This is a genomic window from Luteibacter jiangsuensis, assembly GCF_030812295.1.
GTDB classification, from domain to species: domain Bacteria; phylum Pseudomonadota; class Gammaproteobacteria; order Xanthomonadales; family Rhodanobacteraceae; genus Luteibacter; species Luteibacter jiangsuensis_A.
Map to the genome: position 1 here is coordinate 548,257 of NZ_JAUSSK010000001.1, position 14,422 is coordinate 562,678.

General features: G+C 64.7%; 15 protein-coding genes. 8 read left to right on the plus strand and 7 right to left on the minus strand.

All coding sequences use genetic code 11. The features are described 5' to 3' along the window. Positions 1-3: 3 nt before the first annotated feature. On the plus strand, positions 4-486 hold the full coding sequence (locus tag J2T07_RS02345; protein WP_306846960.1) for a host attachment protein: 483 nt from the start codon (positions 4-6) through the stop codon (positions 484-486). An 8-nt stretch (positions 487-494) separates the two neighbouring features. Here J2T07_RS02345 and J2T07_RS02350 read toward each other — a convergent pair whose 3' ends face one another. The 5 genes from J2T07_RS02350 to J2T07_RS02370 form a co-directional block, all read right to left on the minus strand. Then, positions 495-1,775 (minus strand): erythromycin esterase family protein, encoded by a 1,281-nt coding sequence (locus J2T07_RS02350; RefSeq protein WP_306846961.1) that lies wholly within the window; start codon positions 1,773-1,775, stop codon positions 495-497. 63 nt (positions 1,776-1,838) lie between these two features. Continuing rightward, the gene (locus J2T07_RS02355) at positions 1,839-2,285 is read right to left on the minus strand and encodes an Hsp20/alpha crystallin family protein (RefSeq protein ID WP_306846962.1); all 447 of its coding nucleotides are present in this window, start codon (positions 2,283-2,285) and stop codon (positions 1,839-1,841) included. A gap of 124 nt (positions 2,286-2,409) precedes the next feature. Then, positions 2,410-3,702 (minus strand): alpha/beta family hydrolase, encoded by a 1,293-nt coding sequence (locus J2T07_RS02360; RefSeq protein ID WP_306846963.1) that lies wholly within the window; start codon positions 3,700-3,702, stop codon positions 2,410-2,412. A gap of 3 nt (positions 3,703-3,705) precedes the next feature. Then, positions 3,706-4,224, minus strand: a complete 519-nt coding sequence (locus J2T07_RS02365; RefSeq protein WP_306846964.1) for a cytochrome b — start codon at positions 4,222-4,224, stop codon at positions 3,706-3,708. Between the two features lie 31 nt (positions 4,225-4,255). Beyond that, a complete protein-coding gene (locus J2T07_RS02370; RefSeq protein WP_306846965.1) occupies positions 4,256-5,017 on the minus strand; it encodes an SDR family NAD(P)-dependent oxidoreductase in 762 nt (253 codons plus the stop codon). 176 nt (positions 5,018-5,193) lie between these two features. Between J2T07_RS02370 and J2T07_RS02375 the strand changes: the two genes are divergently transcribed. Next, entirely contained in the window at positions 5,194-5,844 is a 651-nt protein-coding gene (locus J2T07_RS02375; RefSeq protein WP_306846966.1) for a BON domain-containing protein, read from the plus strand. A 27-nt stretch (positions 5,845-5,871) separates the two neighbouring features. Here the strand turns inward: J2T07_RS02375 and J2T07_RS02380 are convergent, their stop codons facing one another. Next, the gene (locus J2T07_RS02380) at positions 5,872-7,260 is read right to left on the minus strand and encodes a sigma-54-dependent transcriptional regulator (protein ID WP_306846967.1); all 1,389 of its coding nucleotides are present in this window, start codon (positions 7,258-7,260) and stop codon (positions 5,872-5,874) included. Next, positions 7,257-9,029, minus strand: a complete 1,773-nt coding sequence (locus J2T07_RS02385; protein ID WP_306846968.1) for a sensor histidine kinase — start codon at positions 9,027-9,029, stop codon at positions 7,257-7,259. The genes J2T07_RS02380 and J2T07_RS02385 overlap by 4 nt, the downstream gene beginning before the upstream one ends. A gap of 101 nt (positions 9,030-9,130) precedes the next feature. On the opposite strand from J2T07_RS02385, the gene J2T07_RS02390 reads away from it, so the two are divergent. The 6 genes from J2T07_RS02390 (at position 9,131) to J2T07_RS02415 (ending at position 14,421) form a co-directional block, all read left to right on the plus strand. Next, entirely contained in the window at positions 9,131-10,231 is a 1,101-nt protein-coding gene (locus J2T07_RS02390) for a porin (protein WP_306846969.1), read from the plus strand. 3 nt (positions 10,232-10,234) lie between these two features. Then, positions 10,235-10,726 (plus strand): hypothetical protein, encoded by a 492-nt coding sequence (locus J2T07_RS02395; RefSeq protein WP_306846970.1) that lies wholly within the window; start codon positions 10,235-10,237, stop codon positions 10,724-10,726. Between the two features lie 159 nt (positions 10,727-10,885). Then, complete coding sequence (locus tag J2T07_RS02400) at positions 10,886-11,623, plus strand: thermostable hemolysin (protein WP_306846971.1); 738 nt, start codon at positions 10,886-10,888, stop codon at positions 11,621-11,623. Beyond that, positions 11,623-13,113, plus strand: a complete 1,491-nt coding sequence (locus J2T07_RS02405; RefSeq protein ID WP_306846972.1) for an AMP-binding protein — start codon at positions 11,623-11,625, stop codon at positions 13,111-13,113. Before J2T07_RS02400 ends, J2T07_RS02405 begins: the two co-directional genes overlap by 1 nt. Continuing rightward, positions 13,100-13,771 (plus strand): TenA family transcriptional regulator, encoded by a 672-nt coding sequence (locus J2T07_RS02410; protein ID WP_306846973.1) that lies wholly within the window; start codon positions 13,100-13,102, stop codon positions 13,769-13,771. The genes J2T07_RS02405 and J2T07_RS02410 overlap by 14 nt, the downstream gene beginning before the upstream one ends. Next, positions 13,768-14,421, plus strand: coding sequence for a tetratricopeptide repeat protein (locus tag J2T07_RS02415; RefSeq protein WP_306846974.1), 654 nt, complete (start codon positions 13,768-13,770; stop codon positions 14,419-14,421). Before J2T07_RS02410 ends, J2T07_RS02415 begins: the two co-directional genes overlap by 4 nt. The last annotated feature ends 1 nt before the right edge of the window (position 14,422 follow it).

Consider the following 14,422-nt stretch of genomic DNA (forward strand, 5'->3'; position numbering starts at 1 on the left):
ATCATGACCAACACCTGGATACTGGTTTGCGATGCGGCAAGGGCTCGTCTGTTCGAGACGTCGAGCCGCCGTGGCGATTGGACCGAGGTCGCGTGCTACGCCAATCCGGAGTTGCGCGGACCTCCGGCGGACCGGACGACCGGCCGCACCATCCCACGCGCGCAGGAAAGCGTGGGAGCGGCCAGGCATATCATCGAGCCCCGCATGACCCGAAAGGACCGAAGCGCCCAGATGTTCGCGCGCCACATTGCCGAGCCGCTTCACGAGGCGAAGGTCCACCGGCGTTACGACCGGCTCTTTCTCGTGGCACCGCCAAGGTTCCTGGGCGTCTTGCGCGAGCAGATCGGCGATCCGGAGGTGGCCTGCGTGGCGGGCACTCTCGACGACGACATCGTCGGGCTGTCCAAGGGCGACCTCATCCAGCACATGTGTCGTGCCTTCCCCCACGATTTCGCCACCGAAAAGACCAGCGGCGCGACGATCTGAGCCGCCGATCAGTCCAGCGGCGAAACGGCGTGGCTTTCGTCCAGGTGGAAGACGGCATCGAACTGCCTGGTCATGCGCACGCGAAGATAATGGCTCTCGCGCTCCGTCTCGGGAAGGTAGAGCACGCCGATCGCTCGTTCCAGCATCGGCGTATCGAGTTGCATGGCCGTCTCGCCCTGGATCGGCAGATAGAAGGCCTCGAGCCCCGTACGGTAGAACAGGTGCTCGAAGCTCTCCTCGAGAGCCGGACGGATGGGCATGGATTCAGGCTCGCCGCCCCACTCGTGGGCTGCCATGACGGTGCCTGTGTATGTGGTGAACCCGATCAGGAAGGTCGAACCGAAGGCCGCTGTCTGCCGCGCGAGCTGCCCGACGTTGTACTCGCCGGCCAGCGCCATCTCCGTGGCACTCGCATCGCCGACGTGGGAGTTGTGCGCCCAGACCACGATGCGACCTTCGCGCCCCTGCGACCGAAGGTAACCTTGCAACGCCAAGAGGGTCTGCGCCATGTGCGCGTCGCGCACATTCCAGCTCAGGGCTCGCGGACCGAACATGGCGCGGTAGTAGGACTCGGCGTTCGCCACCACGTGGGCATTTCGTTCGGCAAAGAAATAGGCGTCCTGGGACCGCCTGTCTCCATCCCCCTTGTACTCGGCGGCGCGCCTGACCAGTTCGGCCAGCCGCTGTCGCACCGCCACGCTGCAGTCCGGCCGTAGACCGCGCACGGCTTCATAGCCATAGCGTTGCGGGTCCCGCACATGGTCGAGGGCTTCGTACTGGTGCCTGGCGATGGCGGCCTGCTCGTAGTCGACGGCGTCGAGATAACCGATCACTTCGTCGGCCGATCGATAGAGGCTGTACATATCGAGGCCGTAGAAGCCGGCGCGCGCCTCGTCCGGCTGCGTCGCATTCCGTGAGGCAAGCCAGTCGATGAAGCCGACCACGGTCTCGTTGCGCCACATCCAGCGTGGAAAACGCGAGAAGTCACCAAGGCTCTCCTCGGCCGTCCGGTCGTCGCCTTCACCACGGACATAACGATCCACGCGCCAGCAATCGGGCCAGTCCCCTTCGACCGCCACGGCGTCGAAGTGCCGCTCGGCGATGAGCCGCTGGCTGATCTCGGCGCGGATACGGTAGAACTCCGCCGTGCCGTGCGTGGCTTCGCCAATCAGGACGATGGAGCATCGTCCCGCCCGCTCGACCACATCGTCATAATCGGCGGACTCGCCGCTCAGGCGGACCGCGCAGGCCCGCAGAGTCTCCCGTTGGGTGTGCTCGCTGAAAGGCATCGCGGCGGCCTCCGGCCATGAGAAGAACACCTCCCCGATACCCTGGAGAGGCGTGTCGTTGCTTCAGCTCACCTTGAGCTTGCGCGAGCTTCCATTGTCCTTCTTGGGTAGCGTAAGGGTCAGCACGCCATTCTCGTAATGCGCGTTGGCCTTGTCCGACGACACCGCACTGGGCAACGTGAAGGAACGGTATGCCTGCCCGTAAGACCGTTCGGTAACGATCTGACGCTCCCCTTCCTTCTTCGTGCTCTCACGACGGATCTCAGCGCTGATGGACACCTGGTTGTCGTTGATCGACACGTCGATATCTTCCTTGCTGACGCCCGGGATGTCGGCCTTGACCTGATACGTGCCGCCGTCTTCGGTGACGTCGATGCGCATATCGGGCGCGAGGTCCGCGCCACCCATGGCGGGCCTCAGGAAGGAACCGCGGAACAACTCGTCCAGATCGGCAAACGGATCGATGCGCGACAATGACTTGATGGGATTCCAACGTATCATGCTTGTCATGATGAAGTTCCTCGCGTAAAGGTTGATGGATGACGGGCGCGCCGCCAGGAGCGCCTTTCACAAACGTAGACCAACGCCAGAACCGCGTATTGATTATGGTCAAGGAACCTACTCGGGGCTCTCGTCACCACCAGCGTGCGAACCAATCGCCCGCGAGCGAAGCCACCTGTTCGAGCGCGCCCACTTCCTCGAAAAGATGCGTCGCACCCGGCACGAGAACGAGCTCGGCCGTGGTCGACATCTCTCCGAGCGCGGCACGGTTCAACGCGATCACTTCCCGGTCCGCGCTTCCCACGATAAGCAGCGTGGGTGCCGTCACTTTCGCCAGCGCGTCGCGCCCGGCGAGATCGGGGCGGCCGCCCCGGGAAACCACGGCACGGATGTCATGCCGCCGCGCTGCGACCACGAGCGCCGCGGCCGCGCCCGTGCTGGCTCCGAACAAGGCGAGTGGCAGGCTGGCAAGTTCCGGTTCCTCGGAAACCCGGCTCAGCACCGCATCCAACCGCCGCGCGAGCTTGTCGATGTCGAACCGCTCGCTCGTCGCTCTCTCCTCATCCGCACTGAGCAGATCGAACAACAGCGTGGCGAAGCCGCGAGCTTGCAGGGCACTCGCCACATACCGGTTCCGGCTGCTTCGCCGGCTGCTTCCGCTGCCATGTACGAACACCACGATACCCGACGCTCGCGGCGGCACATGGAGGTCTCCCTCCAGCATCGTGTCATCCACGTCGAAGACCATGGGAACCGCATGACGATCGGAAGCCTCCGCGACCTCGTCTCGTGCCAGGAGCCGAATGACCTCGTCGTCCTCCACCGGATTGAACGAAAGGTAGTATTCGCCTACCGAGTGGAAAGCGGCGGGTACCGACAGGCAGACGATATCGTCCGCGAGTGCACGGATCGATGCCAGGCTATCCGGTGCCGCCACCGGCACGGCCGCGACCAGCCGTGCTGGATTCTGTCGTCGTACGGCCCGGAGGGCGGATCGCATGGTGGCGCCCGTTGCCAATCCATCGTCCACGACCACGACCACGCGTCCCGCTGGATCGTGCGGGTTGCGATGCGGACTGTATAACCGCCGGCGCTGCACGAGCCGTTCGAGCTGTCTCGCCGCCTCCTGTCGTACATACGCCTCGTTTGCCCCCGATGCCGCCGCATGCGGGCTCACTTCATAGCGGCCGCTTTCGTCGATGGCGCCGATGGCATATTCCTCGTGCCCTGGCGCACCCAGCTTGCGGACGAGAACGGCATCCAGCTCTCCGTCGATCTGATCGGCGACGACCCGTGCCACGGCCAAGCCACCGCGTGGTATGCCGAGCACGAGCGGCCGTGTGCCGCGGAGCGGGGCCAGCGCACTCGCCAATCGTTCACCCGCGTCTCGCCGGTCACGAAAGACAGTGTCTGTTGCGGGAGCCATGGTTCACACCATCCTTCGCAACGTATTGTCATGACGAATGAAGTGGTGCCACAACGATGCGATCAGGTGGGCGCCGATCACCCAGTAGAAGATCTCCCCGAGTGCCTCGTGGAGTTCACCGATCGATTCATGGGCGGCATGGTCAGGCGCGACCAGCGCGGGAAGCGACCAGCCACCCCATGGCAGGCTGACAAGCTCGCCCGCATAGTTGACCTGGAGGATGCCGAGCACCGGCTGCACCAACAGGAACGCATACAAGGCGACATGTGACACGCGGGCGGCCACCGCCACCATCTTTCCGGGCGCGGGGACAATGGACGGTGGCCTGGTGGTGAGTCGGGAAAGAATGCGGGGTATCAGCAAGACCAGCACGGCAAGCCCTGCCAGATAATGCCATCGCATCATCGCCGGGACCTCTTCGTCGCCGAGGTTGACGAAGACATACGCCGCCACCACCGCCAGGACCGTGAGCCAGTGTGTCCAGCGGACAAGGAAGGTGTAGCGGATCGAAGGTTGATGCATCGGTGTCATCCTCATCGGTAAGTGTTCTTGGTTAACGTGCCGTATAGCCACCATCGACCACGATCTCGGCGCCTGTCACGAACGAGGCCTCGTCCGAGGCCAGGAACACCGCGCACCAGGCGACCTCGTCGACATGGCCCATCCGGCCCAACGGATGAAGCCCGGCGATCTCACGCATGCGGTCGGACCGGTCACCGCCGAGGCTGGCCATGTGCCCCTCGACCATCGGTGTCAGGATGAAGCCCGGATGGATGGAGTTGACCCGGATCTTGTCCGGTGCATACAGCAAGGCGTCGGTCTTGGTCATCATGCGCACGGCGCCCTTCGAGGCATGGTAAGGCGGTACGTCCGGGGCACCGACGATGCCGTAGATCGAAGAGAGATTGATAATGCTTCCTCCTCCTGCCGCACGCATCGGTGCGATGGCGTGCTTCACCCCGAAGAACACGCCTTTCACGTTCACGCGCTGGACGCTATCCCACTCCGCCTCCGTCAGGAGATGCGTTGGCTTGTTCGGACCCACGATGCCGGCGTTGTTGACCAGGATATCCAGGCGCCCATAGGTGGAATGAGCATGCGCGATCGCGCCGGCGACTTCGTCTTCCCGGCTCACGTCCGTACGGATGAAGCTGGTCATCGGAAGCGGGCCGCCACCGGTCGTATGTTCCCCTGCATCGTGCAGGTCCGCGATGACGACGGATGCCCCCTCGCCTGCCATCAGGCGCACGCATGCAGCCCCGATGCCCGCGGCGCCGCCGGTCACCACGGCGACCTTGCCCTTGAGTCGGTTCATCGTCGACGCCCCACGATCGAGTTTGGGTAACGACAGGATCGTCCGGCGAGCAAGCCCTCTCCTTGACCAGGATCAAGCAGGCTCTTGATTCAGGTCAACGACCGGTGCCGTGGCAAGCGCTAGGGTTCTCTGGCTGCCTCGCGCTCCCAGGCGGCATCATCAACGGGAGGCCATCCATGAACAACCCGCAATTGCGTCAGAACATCATCGAGGAACTCGACTTCGAGCCGAGCATCGATACATCCGGTATCGCCGTCGCCGTCGACGACGGCATCGTCACCCTGAGCGGACACGTCGGCACCTACGCGGAGAAGGTCAACGCGGAACGCGCCACCTGGCGCGTGAAAGGGGTGAAGGCCATCGCCCAGGAGATCAAGGTCCGGCTGCCCTTTGAAAAGAAGGTCAACGATGACGAGGTGGCGCGCCGCGCGGTCGACATCCTCGCCTGGAATACCTGGGTGCCGCGCGATGCCGTCAAGGTTCGGGTATCCAACGGCTGGCTGACCCTGACGGGTTCGGTCAAATGGGATTACCAGCGCCGCGAAGCGGAGAAAGCCGTTCGCAAGCTCTCAGGCGTCCTTGGAGTGACGAACGAGATCGCCCTCGCCCCTGCCATCCAGGCAACCGATATCCGGCAGAGGATCAACGATGCGCTCAAACGTCATGCCGAAGTCGAGGCGGGCCGGATCCGCGTGGACGTGAGTGACGGCGGTCACGTGCATATCGAAGGCGACGTGGACAACTGGGACGAACGCCAGGCCGTGGAGCGAGCCGTATGGTCCGCGCCGGGCGTCCAGTTCGTGGAGGACCGCGTCCGGATATTGTGAGGGACGCGTCCGCGCCCCGACGGCCGGTCAGGTAAGCCCATATCGCTTGATCTTGTACCAGAGCGCGCGCTCGCTGATCTTGAGCAGGCGCGCGGCGGCGGCCTTGTTTCCGCCGGCCCGTTTCAACGCCTCGTCGATCAGGCGCCGCTCCAACTCGTCCACGTGCCGGCGCAGGGACAGCGAGTCCGGATCGTGCGGCATGGCCTTCGCGTCGACATCGGCGGTGCCGCCCGTCGTGGGCACGACCGGCGCCTTGCCCAGACCGGCGGGCAGGTGTGCCACGGTGATCAGGTCGCCACGGCACAGGACCATGGCACGTTCGATGAGATTTTCGAGTTCACGCACGTTTCCCGGCCAACCGTAGCCTTCCAGGATCGCCAGCGCGTCGGCCGACATATGCGGTGGCGTCCGGCTGAGCTCGATCGAGTACTTGTGTACGAAGTAGTCGACGAGCAACGGGATATCGCCATGCCGGTCACGCAGCAGCGGCACGTCCACCCGGACCACGTTGAGCCTGAAATACAGGTCGCGCCGGAGCAGGCCCGCATCCACGGACTGTTGCGGATCCCGGTTGGTGGCCGCGACGACACGCAGATCGACCGGCGTGGCCGTGTTGCCACCCACTTTCTCGATCACGCCTTCCTGCAGGACGCGAAGCAGCTTCGCCTGGAGACCGACGGGCATCTCCGTGATCTCGTCCAGGAAGAGCGTTCCGCCACTGGCCAGCTCGCACTTCCCGATGCGATCGCGCAAAGCGCCGGTGAACGCGCCCTTGACGTGTCCGAACAACTCGCTCTCCAGCAACTCGGCGGGAATCGCGGCGCAGTTGATCGGTACGAAAAGTCCGCTGCGCCCCGACGCCACGTGGATCGCGCGCGCCACCAGCTCCTTGCCTGTTCCTGTTTCGCCGACGATGAAGATGCTGCTGCGTGTCGGGGCTACCTGTTTCAGAAGATCGTAGAGTTCCTGCATGGGCTTGCTCGTGCCCACGAAGTCGCCCCAGCCACGGGACACCTCCTCCTTCAGGAAGCGGTTCTCACGCTGCACCACCTGCATCGTCAGCGCGCGCGTGACCGCCATCTCGATGGTTTCCATCTCGAACGGGCGGATGACATAGTCGGCCGCACCGACCTTCATCGCCGCGACGGCGGTTTCGATGGTCCCGTAGGCGGTCATCACGATGACCGGAATATCGTTGTCGGCCTCACGCAACGCGCGCAGCAGTCCGATGCCATCGAGCCGGGGCATGCGAAGGTCGGTCAGCACGAGGTCGAACGACCCCGACTCGAGGATCGCCAGCGCTTCCTGTCCATCGCCCGCCTGTTCCACCTCGTGCCCCATGGACTTCAGGGAAAGCTCCAGGATGCGACGCATCTTCGCTTCGTTGTCCACCACCAGAATGCGTTTCGCTGTCATGTCCCAGGTTCTTGATGATTGAAGCGCAGGTTGAAGGAGGCGCCACCCCAGGCACTTTCGCCGACGGACAGTGTGCCGCCGTGCGCCTGGACGATCTGTTGCACGATGGTGAGGCCGAGCCCGATGCCCCCTTCCCTGCGGCTGAAAAAGGGATCGAAGATGCGCTGCCGCAATTCGACGGGCACGCCCGGGCCATCGTCGGCGACGCTGACCCACAGCGCGTCCTCGTCACGGTGGGTGCTGACCCGGATTCGTCCGCCCTCGCCCACGAACGACAACGCGTTGAGGATGAGGTTCAGGAACACCTGCATCATCTGCTCCCTGTCACAGCGGAGTACCACGTCGCCACCGTCGGATTGCCGCGACAGGGAGACGCCGGCACGCTCCGCACGCGACTCGAGCAGGGCGATGACACTGTCGACGATCTCCAGCAGATCGTGCGACATGAAGTCGGGTGGATTTGGCCGGGCGCATTCGAGCAAGAGGGTTACCAGGCGGTTCAGTCGCTCGGTTTCACTGAAGATGAAGCCGATCAACTCGCGCTGCCGCTCATCGAGGTCGGCCTGCCTTTGCAGAAGCTGGGCGGAACTTCGCAGGATGCCCATGGGGGTCCGCACTTCGTGCGCCATGATCGCGGCCATTTCGCCGACGACGGCCAACTTGCCCGCACGAACGATCTGCTCGCGTGATTGCTCCAGGGCCTGGATCATCTCGGTATAGGCTCGATGCAGCTCATCCACTTCCGAGGTGGCGCCGGACGGCATGGTGGGGAGCAGCGCCTGCCCCTGGCGAAAGCTCCGCGTGAAGGCCGTCAAGGCCACGATGGGCGATGCGATGCGGTCGGCCAGGCGCGAGGAGATCCACAGCCCGGTGAGCAAAGTGACAAGCAAGACGCCGACCATGGCCCACAGCAACGCCCAGATGGGCCCGAACGATACCGACGTCGGCTCGATCATCAGGGTGTGCCAACCCATGCCCTCGAACGGTGGGTATCCTCCGGACGTGGCCGCACCCACGAGCAGGTCGCCGTATCCCAATCCCGCCCCGTCATGGACATAGGAAGCCGCACCGGTTCCCGGAAGCAGCCAGCCGTCCAGGCGGAGACGGGACAGGCCCGGCAGGTTGCGCAGGCTGGCCGACGCACCGAGCACGTGGCCATCGCGATCGATCAGGAGCAGATTGCGCGCACCCCGGTTCACGGCGCCATCGAGCAACCGCTGCACGGCCCTCCAGTCCAGGAACACATAGAGGTAACCGATCGTGCCCTCGCCGAAGGCATTGACTATGGGGCTGCGCAAGACGATGGCGCGAGTACCGGCGCCCGGTGACACCAGTGCCATCGACACGGCATCGAGGCCCTGCCCCGGAACGTTGCGCCATCCCGACAACCGCGGCGTATCGCCGCCGATGTAGGACGGATCGCTCGCGGCGACGACGCGCCCCTGGGCATCGGTACACAGCAGTACGTCGTAGACGGTGTCCTGCCCGGCGCGCAGGTTCGAAAGAAAGTTCGACAGACGCTTGTCGACATCCTTCACCCGGATGTCCTGCATGACCTCCAGGCCTCGCCAGACACGCATGTTCTCGACATGGGCGAACAGGAAGGTGTCGATGCGCTGCATCATGGCCGTCGCGCCAAAGCGGAGGTTCCCCGCGATTTCAGACCGCAGGGCGCTGCGGAACTGGAAGAACGACAGCGCGCCGACCACGGTCATCGTGCCGAGCATGGTCCAGAACAGGAGCCGAAAGAGTACCGATCGTGTCGTCAAGGCAGGTCAGCTTTGCGAATGCCGGCATCAGTGTCGCAGAATCGGGCATGGCTTATGCCATCCTTCGTCCGTCCATGTTTCATCCCCCTGAAGGTATCTCCATGAGCCGGTACCCGCGTCGTCCCCCGAGCCTGGGCGTGATCGCTCTCGTGGCGGCCCTTTGCACCGCGTCTCCGGCCCACGCCGCCGACACCACGGAGGGAAACACCTGGCAGCCGGCGCCCTACACCCTGGGCCAGGGACTCTACTTTCCCGCCCTGGGCCTGCGTATCGGCGGATACGCCGACGTTCACTTCTTCGACCTGGACGGTTCGCGCAGCACGTCGAGCCTTCGTGACGTCAGCCTGTTCGTCACCAAGGACCTGGGCAGCCGCTGGCAGCTCTTCACCGAACTGGCAACCTCCCGCACCGTCAACGTCACCGGCGCCCGGAATGAAGGGGGCGATGCCGAAGTGGACGTGGAGCGTCTCTACGCCGATTTCCATGCCACCCCCTCGGTCACGTTCCGGTTCGGCAAGTTCCTCACGCCGGTGGGAGAGTGGAACCTCGTCCACGCCGACCCTCTGACCTGGACGGTCTCGCGCCCGCTATCCACGTCGGCGGCGTTCGCACGCCATGCCTCGGGTGCCATGGCGTTCGGTACGGTCGGCATCAAGGGCCAGGATCTCGATTACTGGGTGTTCGCCGACAACAGCCAGACGCTGGGCGTGGGTCAGGACGCGGACGACGCATTCACGGATTACACCGGCGACCGCAGTCCGCGGAACAACTTTCGCCATGCGGTGGGCGGTCGTGTCCTGTACCACCTCGCCGGCGACAGCCTCACTGTCGGCGCTTCGTACGTGAGCTATCAACTGGAGACGCCGCGGCACGATTACCAGCTCGCCGGGGTCGACTTCACATGGACCCTGCGGTACCTGGAACTGACGGGCGAGGCGATCTACCGGTCCGGGCCGTCGCAGCTCTCCGACGAACGCGGTGGCTTCATCGAAGCGGGCATCCCCATCGCCGCCCGGCTTTACCTCATCGGCCGCCTGGAGCGGTATCACACGTCGATGCCGGAAACCACGACGACGGTACGCACCGAAGCGATCAATTACCGGCCCGTGCCGGGTCTGGTCCTCAAGCTGGAACACCGGAACGGGCGCGGCGGAGACATCGTCCCGGCCGGGTGGCTGGCATCCGTCTCAGTGTTGTTCTGACGCATGCGAACCGGCAGACGCGTCGCGCGTTACCTTTTTGGCGCGCTGGTCGCCGCCGGCCAGCCGGCGTGGGCGGCGCAGGTGCAGATCGCCGTGATCACGGCGCCTGCCGAACCACGTCTGTCGTTCGATCGGGACACGCTGCGCAATGTCTACCTCAAGCGCATCTTCGTCGACGATGATGGCGTAAAGCTCACGCCGGTGAACCTTCCCACGGATGCGCCGCTGCGCGACGCCTTCTCCCGCACGATCGTGCGCATGCCCGCCGCTCGCTTGCAGGATTACTGGGACAAGCAGTACTTCCAGGGTGTCAGTCCCCCCTACGTGCTCGGTTCGGACGAGGCCGTCGTCAGGTTCGTCGCGGCCACCCCCGGCGCGATCGGCTACGTCGCGTCGTGTCATGTCGATGCGAGCGTCCATGTCGTCATCCTGCTGCCGTGGCCGGCGACGATGACGAACGTGCCTGCACTTTGTCCGGACCGCGCCGGGCCCTGATTCACCCTACATTTCTTGCAGACAATTCGTGCGCACTGCAATGGATGCAGGCCGGATTTCTGCGTAAATTCTGCGTTATTTTCTTTTCTATCAATGCGATAGAAGGCTGGCACGAATCTCGCTACTAGAGGGTACCTCACCTCTTCGCGAGCGATGTCCATGTCCCTTCCCCCGTCGCCCTCTCCGTTCGATCCTTGCGTGCTCGACACGGTGGAGCCCCTGCTCGCCGAACTGCGCAACCCGGTAAGGGTGAATGTCATCCATTCGCAGCACCCCGAGCGCACCGACGCCGAGGCGTTCGTGCGCCGGGTGTTCGAGCGGCGTTACGGCGCCGATGTCCGGACCTTTCATCCGACCCTGCTGAGCTTTCGCGACCACGCCCGGCACAGGGCGGTCGTCGGCTTTCGTGGCGGTCACGATGGCGCGCTGTTTTCGGAGCAGTACCTGTCCGCTCCGGCGCCGAGCATGATCGCCGACCGGCTGGGCGTCCGGATCGATCGCGACGAACTCGTCGAGGTCGGCCACCTCGCACTCGATAAACCCGGCGATACCCGTTGGGTGATCGCCGCCGCCACGCAACACCTGCACGCAAGGGGTTACCGTTGGGTGCTGTTCACGGCGACACGGGCGCTGGTGAATGCCTTCCAGCGCCTGGGCCTCCATCCGATCGAACTGGCCACGGCACAGGCGTCCCGCCTTGCGGACGGTGGCTTGCACTGGGGCGACTATTACCGCACCAAGCCGGTCGTATGCGTGGGCAACATCGATTCGGGCCACAAGAAACTGCATCGGCACATCGGCCCATCGCAGCCATGGCTGCGCGCGCTGCTGCGCGAAAGCCGCGAGAGCGCCGATCCGGAGGCATCCCCGTGCGCCTCGACGTGCGGAGGCGCGTGATGCGAAACATCCTGAAGCAGATGGCACGGCATGCGCTCACGCAACCGGACAAGATCGCACTGAGCGATGGCGTTTCGACGTTGACGTACCGCGACCTCAACCGGGCGATCGCGGAACTCGGCGTCCGCATCGCCGCCGAGCGCGTCGCGGTGATGATGGACAATGGCGTCGCGTGGCCCGTCGTCGACCTTGCCATCGTCGCCTGCGGTGCCGTGTCGATACCCGTGCCCGCTTTTTTCAGCGACGGGCAGATCGAGCACCTCCTGGCCGACGCGGCTCCCGATCTCCTGATCACCGATCGCCCCGAGCGTGGCGTGGCCCTGTCGCGCATGCTCTACCACGAGACGATCGTGGTCGCCGGCACCGAGCTGCATCTTTTCAGCCTCGAGGTCAAGAATCGTCGGACCCTGCCATCCGACACGAGCAAGATCACGTATACATCGGGAACCACCGGACACCCGAAAGGCGTGTGCGTGACCTGCGCCGCCATCGGCCAGGTCACGGAGTCCCTCGCGAGCGCGGTGTCCGCCGAACCAGGCGATCGAAGCCTCACGGTGCTGCCGCTGTCCACCCTGCTTGCGAACATAGGCGGCATCTACGTGCCGCTGAGCCGTGGCGCGACCGCCATGCTGCCTTCACTGACGCAGTGTGGCTTCACTGGTTCCAGCAGCGTGGAGCCACAGGCCTTTCTTGCTGCGTTCCATCGTTTCGCGCCCAGCGCGACGATCCTCGTTCCGCAATTGCTCAAGCTTCTCGTCGAATGCGTGCAAGGTGGCGCGCCCCTGCCTTCCACGTTGCGGTTCGTGGCCGTCGGCGGCGCGCCGTGTTCCGAGCCCCTGATCGGTCGCGCCAAGGCCTTGGGCATTCCCGTGTACGAAGGATATGGCTTGTCGGAAGCCACGTCGGTCGTCTGCATGAACCGGCCTGGCAGTGAACGCCCGGGAAGCGTGGGCATGCCCCTGCCGCATGCGCGCGTGCGCATCGCCGACGACGGCGAGATCATCGTCGCCGGCGCGCTTTTCGGCGGCTATCTCGGACTGTACGGAGCGCCGCCGGGGACATGGCACACCGGCGACACCGGCTGGCTCGACTCCGATGGATTCCTGTACGTCAACGGCAGGAAGAAAACCGCCTTCGCCACCGCGTATGGACGCAACGTATCCCCGGAATGGGTCGAGAGCGAACTCGTCGCCACGCGGGCCATCTTGCAAGCCGCCGTATTTGGCGAAGGACGCGACTTCAACGTCGCGGTGATCGTGCCGGCGCCCGGTGCATCGCCCGGGCAGGTCGACAGCGCCATCGACGCAGCCAACGCGCGGCTTCCCGATTACGCACGCATTCACGCCTGGTGTCCCGCCGAATGCCCCTTCAGTGCCCGTGACGGACTCGCCCGTCCGAACGGAGGGCTGGACCGGCAGGCCATCGCGGCCCGCTACGCCACCCACCTCGACGCCCTTTATGAGAGAGAAGCTCCGCATGTCCACCCATGATCGCCTCGTGCGCGATACCGAAGTGAACCGGCAGGCATTCCTGTCCATCCCCATCATCCAGCGGGCCCTTCGCGGCCAGGTGACGCCACGCGAATACATCGCGTTCCTCGGCCAGGCCTACCAGCACGTGCGGCAGACCGTCCCGCTCATGATGGGCATGGGCTACCACCTTCCCGAACGGCTCCGCTGGATGCTGCCGGCGATCGCCGAATACATCGAGGAAGAGATCGGCCACGACCAGTGGATCCTCGACGATTTGCTCGCCTGTGGCGCGGACCCCGAGGCGTTCCGCCACGCACTGCCCATGCGCTCCACGGAAATGATGATCGCCTACGCCCACGACGGTATCGCGCGCGGCAATCCCGTGTCCTTTCTAGGGATGGTGTTCGTGCTGGAAGGCATCAGCGTGGCGCTTGCCACCCGTGCGGCGGGAGCGCTTCAGACGGCCCTTGGCTTGCCGAAATCCGCGTTCCGCTACCTGGCTTCGCACGGCGCGCTCGACGTGGACCACGTGGGCTTCTACGAGCGCCTGGTCGATCGCCTGGATACGGAGAGCGACCGTGAGGTCCTGATCCACGCGGCCAACCGGTTCTACGTGCTCTACGGCGACATCTTCCGCGAAATCGATGCCACCACTTCCGAAGGAGACACCCCATGATCGCTTCCCGTTCGCCGATCGCCATGCTCGTCTGCGCATGCCTCGCGATCGCTCCCGCACTGTCACGCGCCGATGACCTGGACGCGGCCATCAAGGGCCTGAGCCAGGATTGGTCGCACGTCACCTATGAGTTGCCCAAGGCGCAACAGGACGATGCCTATACCGCGCTCGAAAGCCGGGGTTCGGCTCTGATGACCCAGTACCCACAACGGGCCGAACCCCGTGTATGGCAAGCCATCATCCTGTCCACGCATGCGGGCGAGCATGGCGGACTGGCCGCGCTCGGCATGGCGAAACACGCCCGTGACCTGCTTCAGGAAGCGCAAAAGATCCAGCCCGATGTCCTGCATGGGTCCATCTATACGACGCTTGGCAGCCTCTACTACCAGGTACCCGGCTGGCCGGTGGGTTTCGGAGACAAGGACAAGGCGCGAACACTCCTGCAAAAGGCGTTGCAAATCGATCCGGATGGCATCGACCCCAACTATTTCTACGCCGACTTCCTCTACAAGACAGGCGACAAGACCGGCGCCATGGAACACCTCAAGAAGGCGCTCATGGCAACGCCCCGGCCGGGCCGGGAGTTGGCGGACAAGGGCCGTCGGGCGCAGGTGCAGAAGCTCATCGATACCATCGCCGCGGACCAGTGAC

Excerpts from the sequence above, each read along its gene's own strand:
- J2T07_RS02395 (WP_306846970.1), top strand. The coding sequence starts at position 10,235 with ATGCGAACCGGCAGACGCGTCGCGCGTTACCTTTTTGGCGCGCTGGTC.
- J2T07_RS02370 (WP_306846965.1), bottom strand. The coding sequence starts at position 5,017 with ATGAACCGACTCAAGGGCAAGGTCGCCGTGGTGACCGGCGGCGCCGCG.
- J2T07_RS02405 (WP_306846972.1), top strand. The coding sequence starts at position 11,623 with ATGCGAAACATCCTGAAGCAGATGGCACGGCATGCGCTCACGCAACCG.
- J2T07_RS02375 (WP_306846966.1), top strand. The coding sequence starts at position 5,194 with ATGAACAACCCGCAATTGCGTCAGAACATCATCGAGGAACTCGACTTC.
- J2T07_RS02410 (WP_306846973.1), top strand. The coding sequence starts at position 13,100 with ATGTCCACCCATGATCGCCTCGTGCGCGATACCGAAGTGAACCGGCAG.
- J2T07_RS02360 (WP_306846963.1), bottom strand. The coding sequence starts at position 3,702 with ATGGCTCCCGCAACAGACACTGTCTTTCGTGACCGGCGAGACGCGGGT.
- J2T07_RS02345 (WP_306846960.1), top strand. The coding sequence starts at position 4 with ATGACCAACACCTGGATACTGGTTTGCGATGCGGCAAGGGCTCGTCTG.
- J2T07_RS02350 (WP_306846961.1), bottom strand. The coding sequence starts at position 1,775 with ATGCCTTTCAGCGAGCACACCCAACGGGAGACTCTGCGGGCCTGCGCG.
- J2T07_RS02400 (WP_306846971.1), top strand. The coding sequence starts at position 10,886 with ATGTCCCTTCCCCCGTCGCCCTCTCCGTTCGATCCTTGCGTGCTCGAC.
- J2T07_RS02365 (WP_306846964.1), bottom strand. The coding sequence starts at position 4,224 with ATGCATCAACCTTCGATCCGCTACACCTTCCTTGTCCGCTGGACACAC.
- J2T07_RS02390 (WP_306846969.1), top strand. The coding sequence starts at position 9,131 with ATGAGCCGGTACCCGCGTCGTCCCCCGAGCCTGGGCGTGATCGCTCTC.
- J2T07_RS02355 (WP_306846962.1), bottom strand. The coding sequence starts at position 2,285 with ATGACAAGCATGATACGTTGGAATCCCATCAAGTCATTGTCGCGCATC.
- J2T07_RS02415 (WP_306846974.1), top strand. The coding sequence starts at position 13,768 with ATGATCGCTTCCCGTTCGCCGATCGCCATGCTCGTCTGCGCATGCCTC.
- J2T07_RS02380 (WP_306846967.1), bottom strand. The coding sequence starts at position 7,260 with ATGACAGCGAAACGCATTCTGGTGGTGGACAACGAAGCGAAGATGCGT.